The organism is Sphingobium chlorophenolicum (assembly GCF_000722875.1).
Taxonomy (GTDB): domain Bacteria; phylum Pseudomonadota; class Alphaproteobacteria; order Sphingomonadales; family Sphingomonadaceae; genus Sphingobium; species Sphingobium chlorophenolicum.
The window spans coordinates 14802-29892 of sequence record NZ_JFHR01000037.1; the positions used below are offsets into that span (position 1 = coordinate 14802).

The window sequence follows — 15091 nt, forward strand, 5'->3', positions numbered from 1 at the left end:
CTTGCGGAAATATCGCTCTCTTGTCAAGAAAATCGCGAAAATGACGCGACTAATCGTCCGGTTCGGCCTGTTCCAGTCGCCGAAAACTGTCGATTGCGCAACTGGCGCCGCTGCGCGCCTGCAATTCGTCCCGCCCCGAACAGAGCGACCCGTCATCGTCCGGCTCGACATAGAAGCCTGAATAGAAGCCCATGCTGTTGCAGCCCCGCGCCAATCTGGCGCGATAGCGGTGATTGTCCGCCAGCAGCAAATCTATGGCATTGTCCATGATGATGCTGGCCGATCGAATCGAGCGCAGAGCGATGCAACGCGGCCCCTTCTTCTCCTTCCATTCATCCCGCGACTCCGGCACGGGGCGCGACGGCGCGCGCCCCTTCCTGGCCATCGGCACGCGGATGATGATGCGCTGCTCAATCGACAACTGCGCCCATTGCACAGGATCGGCGGCTGGCGCATTCATCAGCAGCAGGACGGAATAAAGCAAGTCGAACCCCTTTTGGGACGCAGACGCTATGGGCCAAAGGTTGAACCGTCGATGAATTTCAAGGCATAGGACAGTCCCATGATAGGACAAGAGGTTATCGCCGCCTTTCAGGCTCTTCTGGGCGCGAAAGGCGTCGTCGCGGATGCGGACGACATCGCTCCCTGGCTCAGCGACTGGCGCGGCCGCTATCATGGCGCGGCCGCCGCGATCCTTCAGCCGGACTCGACCGAACAGGTCGCCGCCGCCGTCGCGCTGGCCGCGAAATTACGGGTGCCGCTGGTGCCGCAGGGCGGCAACACCTCCATGGTCGGCGGCGCCACGCCGCCCGCCGACGGCTCCGCGCTGATCCTGTCGCTCCGCCGCATGAACCGCATCCGCAGCCTTTCGCCCGACGACAATCTCGCAATCTGCGAGGCCGGGGTCATCCTCTCCAACCTGCACGATGCCGCCGCGGCCGAAGGCAGGCGCTTCCCGCTGAGCCTTGGCGCCAAGGGTTCCGCCACCATCGGCGGCCTCATCTCCACCAATGCGGGCGGCACGCAGGTGCTGCGCCACGGCACGATGCGGGCGCTGGTCGAAGGGATAGAGGCGGTGTTGCCCGACGGCAGCATCTTCCATGGCCTGGATGCGCTCAAAAAAGACAATCGCGGCTATGACATCAAGCAATTGCTGATCGGCGCGGAGGGCACGCTGGGCATCGTCACCGCCGCCTCGCTGCGCCTGGTGCCCGCTATCGCCGCCCGCGCCGTCGGCTGGGTCGGCGTCCCCTCCCCCACGCAGGCGCTCGCCCTGCTCCGCCTGTGCGAGGCGCGGCTGGGCGACAGCGTGGAAGGGTTCGAGGTGATCGCCGACGACGGCCTGGGCCATGTCCTTTCCCACATCCCCGGCGCCCGCTGCCCGATCGAAACACGCACGCCCTGGCATGTGTTGATAGAGGTCGACCATGGCGACCTCGGCGGACCCGGCCCGGCGGAACGGCTGGAAGGCGCGCTGGCCGAGGCGCTGGAACAGGGCATCGCCGCCGACGCCGCCATCGCCGCCAACGAAGCGCAGGCCGAGGCCTTCTGGCGCATCCGCGAATCGCTCTCCGAAGCCGAACGCGCCCAGGGACCGGCGCTCCAGTACGACATCAGCGTCCCCGTCCCCCGCATGCCCTCCTTCATGGTCGATGCGGCGGCGGCAGCGGAAAGGACTTTCCCAGGCACCACCGCCTCCTCCTTCGGCCATCTGGGCGACGGCAATGTCCATTTCCATGTCCGCGCGCCTAAAGGCACAAGCGACGGCCCGGCCTGGATCGCGGCGGAGGGGCAGGCGATCAACGCCTTCGTCCATGACGCGGTGGTCGCGGCGGGCGGCTCCATCTCCGCCGAACATGGCATCGGCCAGATGAAGCGCGCCGAACTGGGCCGCCTCGCCAGCCCGGCGCGTCTTCATGCCCTGCGCGCCATCAAGGCCGCTTTCGACCCCCAAGGCATCATGAACCCGGACAAACTGATCCCGCGCCCCGAAGAAGGCTGACGGCGGGTCCATGTCGGGCCGATATCGGGCATTGCCTCCAGCGGCCAAGGGCTTTATCCCTCTCGCCCTAGTATCAGGCCAGCGGCGCTCAGGAAGATGCGCCGCTTTTTGTTAGAAATGGACTACCACATCATGGCAAGCGCGCCCGCGAACGGCCTTCCCGTCTTCTACAACGATCTCATTCCCCTCAGCAGCGTCGATCACGCCGCTTATCGCAGCCGCTCGGTGGATTCGGCCCCCTTCCTCACCACGCAGCACGCCATTCCGCTGACCGTGGACGAATTCGTCGCCGCCCAGCGCTTCGTGCCGATCATCTTCTCCTCCGGCGACGAGCCGGTTCCGCTGGCGCTGATGGGCCTGAACGAGGGCGTCAACACCTTCCTGGACGATGAAGGCAAGCTGCGCGGCCCGGCCTATGTCCCGGCTTATGTTCGCCGCTATCCCTGGATGCTGGCCAAGCTGCGCTCCGACAGCGACGAACTGTCGCTCTGCTTCGACCCGACCAGCGACGCCATCGGCACGTTCGAGGAGGGCCAGCCGCTGTTCGAGGACGGCAAGCCCAGCGAACTGACCCAGGGCGTCCTCAAATTCTGCGAGGATTTCGAACAGGCTGCCGCCCGCACCGGCCAGTTCATGAAGGATCTGGCCGATCTCGACCTGCTGATGGACGGCGAAGTCGCGATCCAGGTGCCCGGCAACGAACAGCCTTTCGTCTATCGCGGCTTCCGCATGGTGAATGAGGAAAAGCTGCGCGACATGCGCGGCGACCAGTTGCGCAAGATCAGCCAGAACGGGATGCTCCCGCTGATCCACGCCCACCTCTTCTCGCTTCAGTTAATGCGCGAAGTGTTCGAATCCCAGGTGGCGCAGGGCAAGGGACCGATCGCCATCCCGACCGTTCCGCAAGCTGCTGAAGCCTAACGGAAATTAAGCATTTATGACAGATATTTAAGGAAAAAGGTTGCGGAAAGCCACTTGAAACTTCCCGCGACCTTCTCTATCTACGAAACATGCGATGCACCTGCCCCCCTTTCGGGTGTGTCGTATGGGCGCCTCCCCCTTTTGGAGGCGTCTCCTCCCTGAACCTTGGCCACCCCATGCGAATGCATGGGGTGGTTTTTTATAGGACCATGGAAACGCCATGGGTTTCGCTTGACGACGACGCCCCTCCCACTTAAAGGCCACCCCTGCCCGTCGCCCGGTGCGACCAGCGGCCCCTTCGTCTAGCGGTCAGGACGCGGCCCTCTCACGGCTGAAACACGGGTTCGATTCCCGTAGGGGTCACCACCTTCCCGTCTCCGAAGGTGCCATTACACCTCGTAAATGGCTATTTTCTATAAGCTTTCTGCGATGCGCTTCGCCAGTCAACTGGTTGATGCGGCCCTCCTCCTGGGTCGCAGACCCAAGAGAAATGCAGCTCGAATAAGCATTGCGATATAAATCTTACACCGGGTTCGCGTCGATATGGATGCGGTCCCGCTGACGTCGTTTGGCTGCGGGATCAATCATCTTCAATCACAATCCTGTTGACCGCTTTTTAAAAAGTGCACATACACGGTTTCCAGACACCAATGGCGCGGCCAACCGAGGGGGGAGGAATAAACCGTGACAATCCCAGATTCGCTCAAGCGCGGTCTCAGATTGCCGGCCGTCGGTTTGCCGCTGATCATCACGTCGCTCGGCGCGCGCGAGGACATTAACGACGCGGCCCATTCCTATGGCGGCATCGTGATGCGCGACGTCATGGATCAGAATTTTGCGCAGAGAGCGATCTCCAAGGGCGCCGATGGCCTTATCGTTGTCGCAACGGGCGCCCGTGATCATGCGGGCGTGCAAAGTTGGTGAGCGACAAGACGACAGTTGAATTCCTTTTCGATTTCGGCAGCCCGAACGCCTATCTGCGCCATCGGGTCATCCCCGGCATTGAAACGCGGACGGCGACCAGTCGCCTACCTATGGCGGCCTTCGCGCCCATCCAGAACAAGATGGATTATGACGCCCACGGGATCACACGGTTCGTGAAGCGCTACGAAATCACCGATTTTGGGATGATCGATCCGGCCGGGATCGACGATGTCGTCATCGGCGCCTGCATGGGCGCCGGAGGGTTGTTTGAAGTGAATTGAAGATTGCAACCGGAAGCCGTCTGACAGGAGGGAGGGCGGCGCCGGTTACATAGAGAGGGAGGATGTTATGCGAGGTAATTTCGCCAGCCTATTGTCGCGCCTGCTGTGCACCGCTGCCGCCGGTGTTGCAGCGCCGGTTTTTGCTCAAGGGACAGCGGTCGCAAATGCCCCGGCGGCGAGCGCGCCGGCTGAAGAAAAGGCCGCAATCGGTGTTGCCGATATCGTCGTGACAGCGCGGAAGCGCGCTGAAAATCTCCAGGATGTTCCGATCGCGGTCACCGCACTCGGCTCTGTCGCCATGGAGCGCGCGCATATCACCTCGGTTCTCGATGTCGCGGCGTTGACGCCCGGCGTCACCATGACCCAGTTCAATATCGGCGAACCCCAGACCTATATTCGCGGCGTCGGATCGCAGACGGATTCAGCCGCTTCTGAATCGTCGGTCACGATCTCAATGGACGAAGTGGCGATCGGCCGCGGCGGCGCCACTTCAATTGCGTTTCTTGACGCCAACCGGGTGGAGGTGCTGCGCGGTCCGCAGGGAACTCTCTACGGACGAAATGCGTCCGCTGGCACGATCAGCTTCTATTCGAACCGTCCAACAAATGTGTTCGAGGGTAGTGTCGAGGCATCTGCCGGCAGCTTCCGCACCTTCGGCGGCAAGGGCATCGTCAACCTGCCGGTCGGCGACGGCATGGCGTTCCGCGCCGCCGGTCAATATTCCGACAGCCGCGGCTATGCATATAACCTGCTGACCGGCAAGCATCTTCAGGGCGGCGAGCGCTATGGCGGCCGACTGCAGTTCCAGGCCGAAAAGGACGCATGGACCGTCCTTCTGACAGGGGATTATTCCAAGGATAATCTCGACGGCGACTCCCGTTCGATCGTGTCGACCTACCTGGCCAGCCCCACTTTCGCACGGCTGGCCGCCGCCTCCAACGCGGACCGCAAGAATGTCTGGGAGAGTGAGACGATCCCCGGCACCTTCCAGCGTCGCCGCAATTACGGACTCGTTGGGCGGGTCGAATATGCAGCCGATTGGGCCACGCTGACTTCGCTCACCGCCTATCGCAACAATCTCTATTCGTTGCGCGCCGACTATGTGGGCGAAACGAATTTTCCTTTCCAGACTGACGACCGGGTCAATGAGGCATCGCACCAGTTCAGCCAGGAACTGCGGCTGACCTCGCCGTCCAGCTCGAAGATCCAGTGGGTCGCCGGCCTCTTCTATTATTCCGACAGCATCGATCGCCAGGAGCGCTTTGTCGTCACAGCGGTGGCGCCGCTGCCGACCGCATTGGGCGGCGACAACACCGCTCTCCAGAATGCCAGCACGAAGAGCTATGCCGCGTTCGGGCAGGTCACGATACCGTTCGCAAGCATCTTCGAATTGACGCTTGGGGCCCGCATCTCGCGCGACAAGAAGGAAGTCTTCCAGCAGGCGGTGCATAATGCGCCGGCGGGCCAAGGGCTTGGCTTTCCCTTCTTCCCTGGCTCGCTTTACGCGGTGCCCGCATCCGCCAGCTTCACCAAGCCCACCTGGCGCGCGACGCTGGCCATGGAACCGAGCCCGGACAAGCATTTCTACCTGAGCTATGATCGCGGCTATAAGTCGGGCACCTTCACCAGCCAGGCCCAGAACGCCACCCAGGCAACCTTCCTCGTAAAGCCCGAACAGTTGGACAGCTTCAACCTGGGGGCGAAAACCCAATGGCTGGACAATACATTGCGGGTGAACGCCGACCTCTTCTATCTAGACTATAAGAAGCTTCAGGTGTTCGAGTTCGGCGCAAATCTGAACTTCATCCTTGCCAACGCCAATGCACGGATCAAGGGCGCCGAAATCCAGGTCGTGATCGCGCCGTCACGCAATCTCAACGTCGGCATGAATGCGAGCTTGCTCGACGGCAAGTTCACGTCCAATCCGCAATTCGCGGGCGCGACGCTTGCGTATAAGGGCAACCGCCTGTCGCGCGCGCCGCGCTACAAGGTCAGCAACTATGTCGAACTCTCTGAAGACATGTTCGGCGGCAGGGGCCTGGTGCGTTTGAGCCAAGCCTTCCAGAGCGATTTTTTCTATAATCCGTCCAACGACGTTGCGGGTCTTCAGAAGGCTTACAGCGTGCTCAATGGCTTTGCTTCCTGGGAAAGCGAGTCGGGCCTGAAACTATCGCTGAGCGCCGACAATCTGACGAACGAGCAATATTCGGTGCACCATATCAGCTTCCAGAATCTGGGCGTGCGCATTTTCGCTCCGCCCCGGTCCTACACGTTCACCGTATCCCAGCGCTTCTGATGACTACCCCCGGAAAAGGGGGCGCTCCTCATGGAGCGCCCCTTTTTTTTGATCTGCGACCGCCGAACAGGGGTTCACCACTTTCCTATCCGCCGGGCATGACCCTCACCACCACGCGCCGGTTCAGAGGATCGTCCGGGACATGTTCGGGCCGACGCGCAGGAGAGCGTTCTCCCGCTCCGGAAACTTGCAAATCCGGCAAGGGTACGCCCATAGCGACCAATATCCCTGCCACGGCGTCCGCCCGCATCAGGCTCAACCTGTCATTATAGGCTTCCTGGCCCACGCTGTCGGTGAAACCCGTGACGCTCAGCCTTTGACGGCGGTTCGCTTCGATGAACGCCGTCAGATCCCGGCGGCCCTCTTCCCTGACCTCCGCCTTGTCGAAATCGAAATAGAGGGTGAGCGCCAATTCCCGTGAAGCCGCAACCATCGGCTTCGGATCGACGGCGACCTCCCGCACCGGTGCGGGCCGATAGACCATGTCCCGGCATTCGCTGTCGCTCCACGCCAGTTTTTCGAGCCGCATCTTCCGGTCCCAGCGCAATTGCAGGCGACAGACCCGATATTCGGTCCCCGACCCGGTGTAGAAATCAAGGATATAATCCCACTGCCGCTCGCCGATCAGCCCTTCACGGAAATGCGGCACGCCAAGCAGCGCATAGACCTGTCGCTTGGTCATGCCGGGCGTCAGCAGGCGCGGCGTTTCCGGCGGCAGGAAAACCCCCTCCCGGCGGGTGGCGCGGCCGGGATCGGGAAACTCCGACGAGGGAGCAATGTCCGGCAGGAAAACAGGCCCGGCGGCCCCGGCTGGCGACATGCACAACAGCAACGCCAGCACAGCGGCATGCCGGCGCGGTTCAGAACGCGATGCCCATGCCAGCATTGGCGCCTCCCTGATTGCGGCTGTTATAGGCTGCGGACGCCCGGATGATGAGCCGGCCATTGTCCGACACCTTCGATATTCCCATGGCGACCGCATGTTCACCCTGCCACGTGCTGACGCCCATGCCCAGCGTGCCGCCGCCCGCTTCGGAAAATTGCGGTATGCCGGCCATCGCCATGGATGCGGCGGTCCCTCCCTCCGCATCGCGGCGCAAATCACGCAAGCCCCTGTCCAGCAGGTTGAAGCGAAGGTCGGCATAGGCGGTAGCGGCATCGACCGCCTGCCCCATCCCGCCTTGAAGCTGGCGCAGATTGACCGCATCGGTCGGCGCGACGCCGTCGGCGACATGGGCGATCTGCCGCTCCGCCCCTTCCCTGCCCACCGACACCGTGTTGGCCCGATCCGCGACGGAGGCGTAGCCGAGCGCGACGCTGGACGGCGCGAGCGCCTGCGCCTGCGTGCCCAGCGCCAGTCCGCCATTGCCGGAAGCCACCGCGCCCGCGCCCGCCGCCAGCGTGTCCGCCCCGCTCGCGACCGGCTTGGCAAAGCCCGAACTGTTGTTGACCTGCAAATATCCCGCCCGTCCTTCCTGAAGGTCGGTGATCGCGGTCATGCCATAGGCCAGTTGCACATTGGTCGCGTAAAGTTGCGCGCCGTTGACCGCGTCGCTGCTGGTCGCGCTCAACTGGCCCGCCGCTACCCCGCCGATCTTCTGGTCGACGCCGCCGCGCACCGCATTATAGGCCTGGATCGCCGGATCATAGGGCAATGCGTCCTGAGGCGCGATTCCTCCGACGGCATCGTCCAGTTGCGAGAGGTTGACCGCGTCGCTGCCCGCGCTACCCGCCGCCAGATTGGCGATGCTTGTCCCGCTTGAGCCGCCCAGAAGGATAGAGGATTTCGTCCCGTCCTGATATTTGACGGCCAGATCGTTCAATATGGCCAGATCATAGCTGAGTTGCGTGATGGCCGCGCTGTTCTGGGCGACCAGGTCGTTCGTCGCCTGCAATTGCGATCCGTTGATGGCGTCGGTGCTGACGGCGTTCACCGCCCCGGCGCTCAGATTGGTGATGCGGGTGCCCGTGACGCCGCCCAGCGTCACGACTGTCCGCGCTCCGCCGTCATATTGCACCGCATTGCCCGACAGCGTCCCGACAGCGTCGTTGATGGCCTGCAATTGCGCCACATTGACGGCATCGGTCGGGTTCGCCCCGGCCGCCAGCCCGGTCAGGCGGCGCCCGCCGATATTCACCTCCGCGCTGGCGGTTCCCCCCACCAGATAGGCGGAGGAACCAAGCGTCAGGCCGTCCGCGACCGATCCGGAACCCAGCGCGACACTCGACGGAGCCAATGCCTGGGCCTGCGTTCCCACGGCCAGGCTGCCGTCCCCGGAAGCCACCGCGCCAGCCCCGGCGGCCATCGTGTCCGCGCCGCTCGCGACCGGCTTGGCATAGCCGGAACTGTTGTTCACCTGAAGATAGCCCGCCCGTCCCTCCTGAAGGTCGGTGATCGCGGTCAGATTATAGGCCAGTTGCACATTGGTCGCATAAAGTTGCGACCCGTTGACCGCATCGGTGCTGGTGGCGTTCACCGCCCCGGCGCTCAAATTGGTGATGCCGGTGCCGGCGGCGCCCTGCAACGTCACCAGCGACCGCGAACTGCCGTCATATTGCACAGCATTGTCCGACAGCGTCCCGACCGCATCGTTGACCGCCTGCAACTGCGCCACATTGACCGCGTCGGTCGGATTCGCCCCCGCCGCCAGCCCGGTCAGGCGGCGCCCTCCGATATTCACCTCCGCACTCGCGGTACCGCCGACCAGAAAGGCAGGCAGGTTGAGCGTCAGCCCATTGGCGACCGATCCGGAACCCAGCGCGACGCTGCCCGCATGGGATGCGGATGCGCCCGCCCCGATCGCCACCGCGCCGAACGCCCCGACCGACGTGCTGGCGAGATTGCCGATGGCGATGGCGTCCAGCTCGCCCGCGCTTGCCTCAAGGCCGGGCGATCCCAAGCCGGTGATCTTGTTGCCGCCAAAGGATATGCCCTTCGGCGTGACCAGGCTGAAACTGTCGGATGTGGTTTCGCAAGTCGGGTCCGTCGCCAGGTCGACGGCATTGCCGTTGATGTCCAGCACCTTGAGTTCGATCGGCGCGCCCGCCGCCGCGTTCGACAGGGCGGAGTTGATGCCCAAATTGATCGTTCCGAACGTCAAGGCGTTCAGGGTCGATTCCACCGGCGCCAGAACCGGCGTGATGACGTCGCCGATGGTCTGCGTCAGCACCGATTTGGGCAGGCTGACGCCCGAACAGGCGCTCACCACATTATTGGCATGGGCGGTCGCGCTCTGCCCCGCGCCCGCCAACAGAACCGCCGCCGCCAGCCATCGACCGCGCGACGGCACGGACAAATGCCGCGATGCTTCGCCCATCATAGTTCCGCCCCTGTTCGTGGGATCGCCCTTCCGCGCCGCTTTTCACGGCCGCGCAAACATGGCGTCCCGCATCCCCGGGGCTGAAGATGAAGGCATCGCGGCTAAAGGCCCGCCAAGGCCGCAAACCGGCATTTTACGCAAAATATGTATCCCGCCCCCGCCCGCCATGCCACTGTTCGCCAGACAATTTCCCTGTTCTTCCGGCGCGCCGTCGAGTCGAGTGAACATTTGATCCGACCACCGGAATTCATTACGATTCCGTTTTGATAGAACCGAAAGGGTCGAACATATTATGCGGATACCGAACGGCACGAGTGGAGGGACAGACAATAAGGCGGACGATCTGCCGCCCGGCCAGGTCGTCACCGCCACCGCGCTGATTCGGCATTTCGCCGTGCATTCGCGTCAGGCGCTGACCGAACCCGTCCATATCCTCAACCACGGCCATGTCGGGCTGACCCTGATTTCGACCGAATCCTTCCTTCGCCTGTCCGGCGACCGGAATCGCCCCGACCCCGATCATCCCGCCGCGCAACTCGACGTGCTGCTGGACATGATCCCGACGCAGGTCATTCTGGCCGACCAGGGGCTGAACCTGCTGCGCATCAACCTGGCGGCGCGGAAACGGCTGGAGGTCAGCGAGCAGGAGGTGCGCGGCGCGCCGCTTTCGCAGCTTCTGACCCGGCCGGATCATCATTTCGTCCTGCGGGCGCTGGAAAGGGTGCGCGACACGGGCGTGCCGGAAGAATTCGAACAAAGCTTCACCGGCGGCCCGCCGCTGGTCTATCGCATCCAGATCTCCGCCTTTCCCGGCGGCTTCGCCATATTGGCGGATGAAATGACCGACCGGCTGTCGCTGCGGGCGCAGGATGCGCGGATCGCGGCCTATGAAAATCTGACCGACGGCCTGCCGGGCCTGGCCCGCGGCGCCTTCAATGTGCGGGGCATGGTCACGGATATGTCCCCGGCGCTGGCCGATCTGGTGGGGACGGACGAAAGCCGGATCGTCGGCCTCCGCTTCGCCGCCCTGTTCGACGGCTCCAGCCGCAGCGCGATCAGCGACGCGGTGGAAGAATTGCTGACATCCGGCAAGCCGTTCGGCATGGCGGCCGGATTGGTGGGAAGCGCGGGGAGCGGAACCGTCTGGGTCGGCGCGACCCCTCTCCTGTCCGCCGACGGGCAGGCGGGCGGCGTCTTCCTGATCGGGACGAACCCGCTATGCGCGCTGCCCGGCGGCGCGCCTCAATAGGTGATGGTCACGATGACGCTGTCGGAATAGGGGCCCGCCTGCGGCCATTGCCCCGCCGGTATCTGCCCATAGACCTGCACGGTCTGGCTGAAACTCAGCAGCCCGTTCAACGGCGCGCTCACGATGCCGGTGCCGCCCGAACCCGTGCCCCAGACCGTGGTGCGGCTGGCGCTGGTATAGAGATTATAGTTCAGCGCCGCGCCGCCCTGCGTCATGCGCCGCGCCAGGGCGTCGCCCGAAGACCCCGGACTGATGGCGATATCGATCGTCCCGGCTAGCGACACTAGGCCCGTGCAACTGAGCGTCACGCTGCCCGCCCCATCCTTTGGAACCGGCGAGGTCGGGTCGTAGCCGCCGAAGCTGATCCCGGTCGTGGAGGCCGAACAGGTGCACAGGGTACAGGCCCGCGCCGGGGTCGCCACCGCCATGGCGGCAAGGGCGGCCAGCATATATCCGACAGGCTTCATCTTCCCCCCTCCCCATCCGGCGCGCAGCGTACCGGGGCGATCCTGCCCGTGCCGGGCCGGTCGGGCAAGGCCGGGACGACGGCGCGGCAGGTCATGCCCGGTCCGGTCAGCACGATGCCCTGCCCCTCCCGCGCATCGGCCAGGAATATTTCGCCGTCATGGCCGGAAATGCCCGGCTCCGACCCCTCGACGATGACGGTCAGCCCTTGCTCGACCGGGGCGCCGTCCCCGTCTACCAGCCGCAATGTGACGGGACGGGCCGATGTCCGGGCGAAACGGATCGCCACGGCCTTTCGATATCCCGGAACGGCGACCTGCTCGGCCGACGTCACCGCCGTGTCGATCGGCAGGTCGTCCAGATCGACGGCGATGCGGTTGGCGGCATAGGGTTGCAGGCCGGTGACGACCGCCCGCCTGCCCTGCCCCGCTTTGCGCGCCACGGGGCGGTTCTCGAAAAGGACCGTCACATCCTGATCCGCGCCCACATCCACCACGGCGAAGGCATAGTCGAGCTGCGGCGCCGCGACGATCTTTCCCCCCGCCCGCAGCAGCGCGCCATGGGCCTGGAGCCGCACGCCGCCCGCCCCGGCCATGCGCGCCATCGACAGATCGATATCCCCCGCCCCCGTGCGCCATGTCGCGCCCGCTTCCCATTGCGACAGGTCATTCCGCTGGCGCGCCGCCAGCAAGCGGTAGCCCCAGCCGCTGTCGGGCGGCGGCGTCTGGCTGAAACTGGCGGCGGCGCGGCTTCCCTGCACGAACAGACCCGCGTTCGACCGGGAGCCGAGGGGCAAGGTGAACGATCCGAAAAGACTGTCGTTCCGGCTGTCGGAAAAGCGCGTCCGCCGCGCCCCCAGCGTGATCCAGGCCGGACCCAGGCTGGCGGCATAGGACAGGGAACTGGTGGCGAAGCGATAGCCGCCGTCCGCGTCATTTTCCAGATAGTCGGCGTTGATGCTGCCCCGCCTTCCCAGCGTCAGGCTGCCCGCAACGATCAATTCCCGCCGCTTGCCGGGCGGGGGGCCGTCCGCGCCCACCTGGACGAAGTCGGCATCCTCCCGCGTGTAGCTGGCCGTCACGGAATAGCGGGCGGTGATGCGCTGCGCCTGCGCCCGCCAGAGCAGGCCGGTGCCCCAGTGGCTTTGCGCCGCCGCCGCCGACAAGGCGACCTCCCCCCAGGAGGAGAGGATCGCGCCCAGCCCCAGCCCGGCCATCCGCACGTCGCCGCTCGCCTCCGCCCGACCGCCCAGCGTCAGCCCGCCACCCAGCCCATGGCGCCAGAATCCGGCGGCGAAGGGTTCGCCATAGGCGAAGCTGCTGCCGCCGAAATCCCTGCGCGCCACGCCCGCCTCCAGCGAGAAATCGTCCAGTCCTTCGCGCAGCAGGCGCGGGCTGGTGTAGAAGCTCTGGGTCACGGTGCGCGCCGTGCCATTCATGTCGCGGACGGTCATCGTCACTTCCCCCGCGCCGGTGAAGACCGGCTGATAGTCGATGGCGAAATCGCCGGGCTGCACCGCCATGCTCTGGCGGCTGCTGACCGCCGCCAGCTCCACGACCGACGGCAGGGTAGAGGAGCCGGAGAGCCGGGGCAGCGGATAGGTGATGTCGCTGGGCGTCAGGGCGAAGTCGGTGCCCAGCCTGATCCCCGCGAAACGGATCGGCCGGTTCCATTCGCCGCCCCGCGTCACCGTGTCCCCCAGCGTCAGCCGCAGCCGCCGGTCGGGAAAATCGCGGATATAATTGCTGTCCAGCCGGACCGCGCCGGGGCCGCCCAATCCCTGTTGCAGCAGGGCGGTGGTGCCGACCACACCCCATTCGCCGGACGCCCCCGCATCCAGCAGGGTAGACCCGGCCCACTTCCCGCTCCATCGCGAGAGGATCAGGTCATAGCCGAGATATTGCGCCGAAACCGCCTCCATGACGGGCGGGGCCTGCCGGGCAGGGCCGAAATGCGTGGCGGAAAACAGCGATGGTTCGGCGTCGATCAACAAGGTCGATCCGCTGCCGTCCAGTCGCGCGGAAAGGCCGGGCACCCCCTCCAGCGAAGCATAGTCGGCGCCTTCGACCCGGATACGCGCCAGCCCTTCCGGCAGGCGCAGCCCCCATTGGCCCGGCATGTCCCGCCGCACGAACAACTGGCCCTGGCTCAGCACGACCAGTCCGGTGTCGCCCAGCGAACGGCCGTTGACGACGACCCCGACGGGCATCGCCCATATCCTTGCCGGAACGGGGACCGACGCCGTGACGGCGACCGGCAGATCGGACGCCATGGCGGCGGGCGGCGGGCAGAGGATAATCGCCAGCATGACCGGGAAAGGGCCGGAGCGCCTGCCGCCTTCCCAGGCTCCGATTTTTCGGACAGCAGCGCGCCCCATCCGCCGCGCGCCCTCACCGCTCGCCGTCGGCCCGGGACGCGACCAGCGTCCCTTTGGTGGTCTGCACTTCCACCCTGGCGATGGCGGCTGGCGTTTCCAGCGGCAATTCGATGCGCCCGCCCGCCAGCAGATAGAAACCGCGCTCCAGCGTCGCCGCCTTGCCGGAGCCGGAGGGATAGAGGCTGACCCCCGCGACCTGGACATGCCGGTCCCCCCGATTGGCGATGGCGATCCGGGGCTGCCCCCCGCCGCCCTTCACCATCGCCCAGTCGAGCATCGGCGCCGCACCGGCCGGTGCGCGGAAGAGCGGGATGCTGATGCGCAGCAATGTCCGCAACATGCCGGGCGCGACCGGTCCGGTGGGCAATTCGTCGATCACCAATCGGTAGCTTTCCTCGCGCCCTCCCCCTCCGGCGGGCAGGCTGCACCGGATGAGGCGCGTTTCCCCCGCCGGGATGCTGACGATGGACGGATTGACCGCCGGCCCGGCGTCCGGATCCAGCCGGTCATTGCCTTCCCCATCCTTGCGCCAGCCATAGCCCCTGATCTGGATGGTTGTGGCGGCCGCATCGTCATTGGCGACGGTCAGGGCGCAAAACTGCTTGTCGGCGGCCAGTTCGATGCGCACCGGCAGGACGCGCAGAGCCGCCGCCTCCGCGGGCGTCGCCGTCGCGGAAAGCAGCGCGCACAATCCCACCGCCAGAATCCCGAAGATTCCGGCCCCATGCCCTTTTCCTGTCATGACTGGCCTCAGTTAATGGCTGAAGTTAATAGCTGACCGTGACGGTGATCGTATCGGTATAGTTGCCCGATGCCGCGCTCTGCTGCGCAGGAATCCTGCCATAAACGGTGAACGCCATGGGCGTGATGCCCGCCGATGTCTGCGAAACCGTGTCCGAACCGGACGTATTGCCCCAATTGGTGGTGCGCCCGGCGTTGCTGTAGAGGGAATAGTTGAGCGGACTGGCGCCTTTCAGCATCTGCCGCGTGGTGACTGTCGCGCCCCCAGTGGCTCCTGCGTTCAATCCGACGTTGAAAAGCGTTCCCGGCGTGCATGTCACGCTGACGCTGCTGGTCGCGTCGGTCGGAACCGAAGAGGTGGGATCGTAGGTGCCAAAGGCCATGTTGGTGGCGGACACCAGGCAGACATTCAATACCGTCGCCGACACCCCCATGGTCGTCGTGGCATCCGCCGCCTTCGCTGTCCCGGGCACCAGGATCAAAACGATTAACGCGCCTATCTTGCGCATGACGCC

The 15091-nt window shown here is 65.0% G+C and carries 12 protein-coding genes, 1 tRNA gene and 1 pseudogene; 7 read left to right on the top strand and 7 right to left on the bottom strand.

Going from position 1 to position 15091, the window contains the following annotated elements:
- Positions 1-49 precede the first annotated feature (49 nt).
- The gene (locus BV95_RS14980) at positions 50-484 is read right to left on the bottom strand and encodes a hypothetical protein (RefSeq protein WP_037453560.1); all 435 of its coding nucleotides are present in this window, start codon (positions 482-484) and stop codon (positions 50-52) included.
- 78 nt (positions 485-562) lie between these two features.
- Between BV95_RS14980 and BV95_RS14985 the strand changes: the two genes are divergently transcribed.
- The 6 genes and pseudogenes from BV95_RS14985 to BV95_RS15010 all read left to right on the top strand — a co-directional run bounded on the left by BV95_RS14985 (position 563) and on the right by BV95_RS15010 (position 6424).
- Positions 563-2002 (top strand): FAD-binding oxidoreductase, encoded by a 1440-nt coding sequence (locus tag BV95_RS14985; RefSeq protein WP_037453563.1) that lies wholly within the window; start codon positions 563-565, stop codon positions 2000-2002.
- A gap of 132 nt (positions 2003-2134) precedes the next feature.
- Positions 2135-2923 carry a SapC family protein gene (locus BV95_RS14990; protein ID WP_013846304.1) on the top strand — a complete coding sequence of 263 codons (789 nt, stop codon included), beginning with the start codon at positions 2135-2137 and terminating at the stop codon, positions 2921-2923.
- Positions 2924-3214: 291 nt separating this feature from the next.
- Positions 3215-3289: transfer RNA gene (locus tag BV95_RS14995), tRNA-Glu, on the top strand.
- Positions 3290-3658: 369 nt separating this feature from the next.
- A pseudogene (locus BV95_RS15000) lies at positions 3659-3841 on the top strand (nitronate monooxygenase); the annotation flags it as partial.
- A 2-nt stretch (positions 3842-3843) separates the two neighbouring features.
- Positions 3844-4128: a hypothetical protein gene (locus BV95_RS15005; protein WP_051749804.1), complete on the top strand. Its 285-nt coding sequence runs from the start codon at positions 3844-3846 to the stop codon at positions 4126-4128.
- A gap of 67 nt (positions 4129-4195) precedes the next feature.
- Positions 4196-6424 carry a TonB-dependent receptor gene (locus tag BV95_RS15010; protein WP_037453568.1) on the top strand — a complete coding sequence of 743 codons (2229 nt, stop codon included), beginning with the start codon at positions 4196-4198 and terminating at the stop codon, positions 6422-6424.
- An 85-nt stretch (positions 6425-6509) separates the two neighbouring features.
- On the opposite strand, the gene BV95_RS15015 is transcribed toward BV95_RS15010, so the two are convergent.
- Together BV95_RS15015 and BV95_RS15020 are read right to left on the bottom strand one after the other, a co-directional pair.
- Positions 6510-7310, bottom strand: a complete 801-nt coding sequence (locus tag BV95_RS15015) for an OmpA family protein (RefSeq protein ID WP_037453572.1) — start codon at positions 7308-7310, stop codon at positions 6510-6512.
- The gene (locus tag BV95_RS15020; protein ID WP_062792000.1) at positions 7285-9744 is read right to left on the bottom strand and encodes a YadA family autotransporter adhesin; all 2460 of its coding nucleotides are present in this window, start codon (positions 9742-9744) and stop codon (positions 7285-7287) included. Before BV95_RS15020 ends, BV95_RS15015 begins: the two co-directional genes overlap by 26 nt.
- A gap of 292 nt (positions 9745-10036) precedes the next feature.
- Between BV95_RS15020 and BV95_RS15025 the strand changes: the two genes are divergently transcribed.
- Entirely contained in the window at positions 10037-10993 is a 957-nt protein-coding gene (locus tag BV95_RS15025) for a PAS domain-containing protein (RefSeq protein ID WP_037453578.1), read from the top strand.
- Here BV95_RS15025 and BV95_RS15030 read toward each other — a convergent pair.
- From BV95_RS15030 to BV95_RS15045, 4 genes are all read right to left on the bottom strand, one after another.
- Complete coding sequence (locus BV95_RS15030) at positions 10987-11460, bottom strand: Csu type fimbrial protein (protein ID WP_037453581.1); 474 nt, start codon at positions 11458-11460, stop codon at positions 10987-10989. The genes BV95_RS15025 and BV95_RS15030 overlap by 7 nt on opposite strands.
- Entirely contained in the window at positions 11457-13766 is a 2310-nt protein-coding gene (locus BV95_RS15035; RefSeq protein ID WP_051749805.1) for a fimbria/pilus outer membrane usher protein, read from the bottom strand. Before BV95_RS15035 ends, BV95_RS15030 begins: the two co-directional genes overlap by 4 nt.
- An 82-nt stretch (positions 13767-13848) precedes the next feature.
- Complete coding sequence (locus tag BV95_RS15040; RefSeq protein ID WP_081873400.1) at positions 13849-14577, bottom strand: fimbrial biogenesis chaperone; 729 nt, start codon at positions 14575-14577, stop codon at positions 13849-13851.
- 25 nt (positions 14578-14602) lie between these two features.
- On the bottom strand, positions 14603-15049 hold the full coding sequence (locus tag BV95_RS15045) for a Csu type fimbrial protein (RefSeq protein ID WP_234703203.1): 447 nt from the start codon (positions 15047-15049) through the stop codon (positions 14603-14605).
- Positions 15050-15091 lie beyond the last annotated feature (42 nt).

Coding starts and splice junctions, on each gene's coding strand:
- BV95_RS14985 (WP_037453563.1), top strand. CDS start 563: ATGATAGGACAAGAGGTTATCGCCGCCTTTCAGGCTCTTCTGGGCGCG.
- BV95_RS14990 (WP_013846304.1), top strand. CDS start 2,135: ATGGCAAGCGCGCCCGCGAACGGCCTTCCCGTCTTCTACAACGATCTC.
- BV95_RS15010 (WP_037453568.1), top strand. CDS start 4,196: ATGCGAGGTAATTTCGCCAGCCTATTGTCGCGCCTGCTGTGCACCGCT.
- BV95_RS15015 (WP_037453572.1), bottom strand. CDS start 7,310: ATGCTGGCATGGGCATCGCGTTCTGAACCGCGCCGGCATGCCGCTGTG.
- BV95_RS15020 (WP_062792000.1), bottom strand. CDS start 9,744: ATGATGGGCGAAGCATCGCGGCATTTGTCCGTGCCGTCGCGCGGTCGA.
- BV95_RS15025 (WP_037453578.1), top strand. CDS start 10,037: ATGCGGATACCGAACGGCACGAGTGGAGGGACAGACAATAAGGCGGAC.
- BV95_RS15030 (WP_037453581.1), bottom strand. CDS start 11,460: ATGAAGCCTGTCGGATATATGCTGGCCGCCCTTGCCGCCATGGCGGTG.
- BV95_RS15035 (WP_051749805.1), bottom strand. CDS start 13,766: ATGCTGGCGATTATCCTCTGCCCGCCGCCCGCCGCCATGGCGTCCGAT.
- BV95_RS15040 (WP_081873400.1), bottom strand. CDS start 14,577: ATGACAGGAAAAGGGCATGGGGCCGGAATCTTCGGGATTCTGGCGGTG.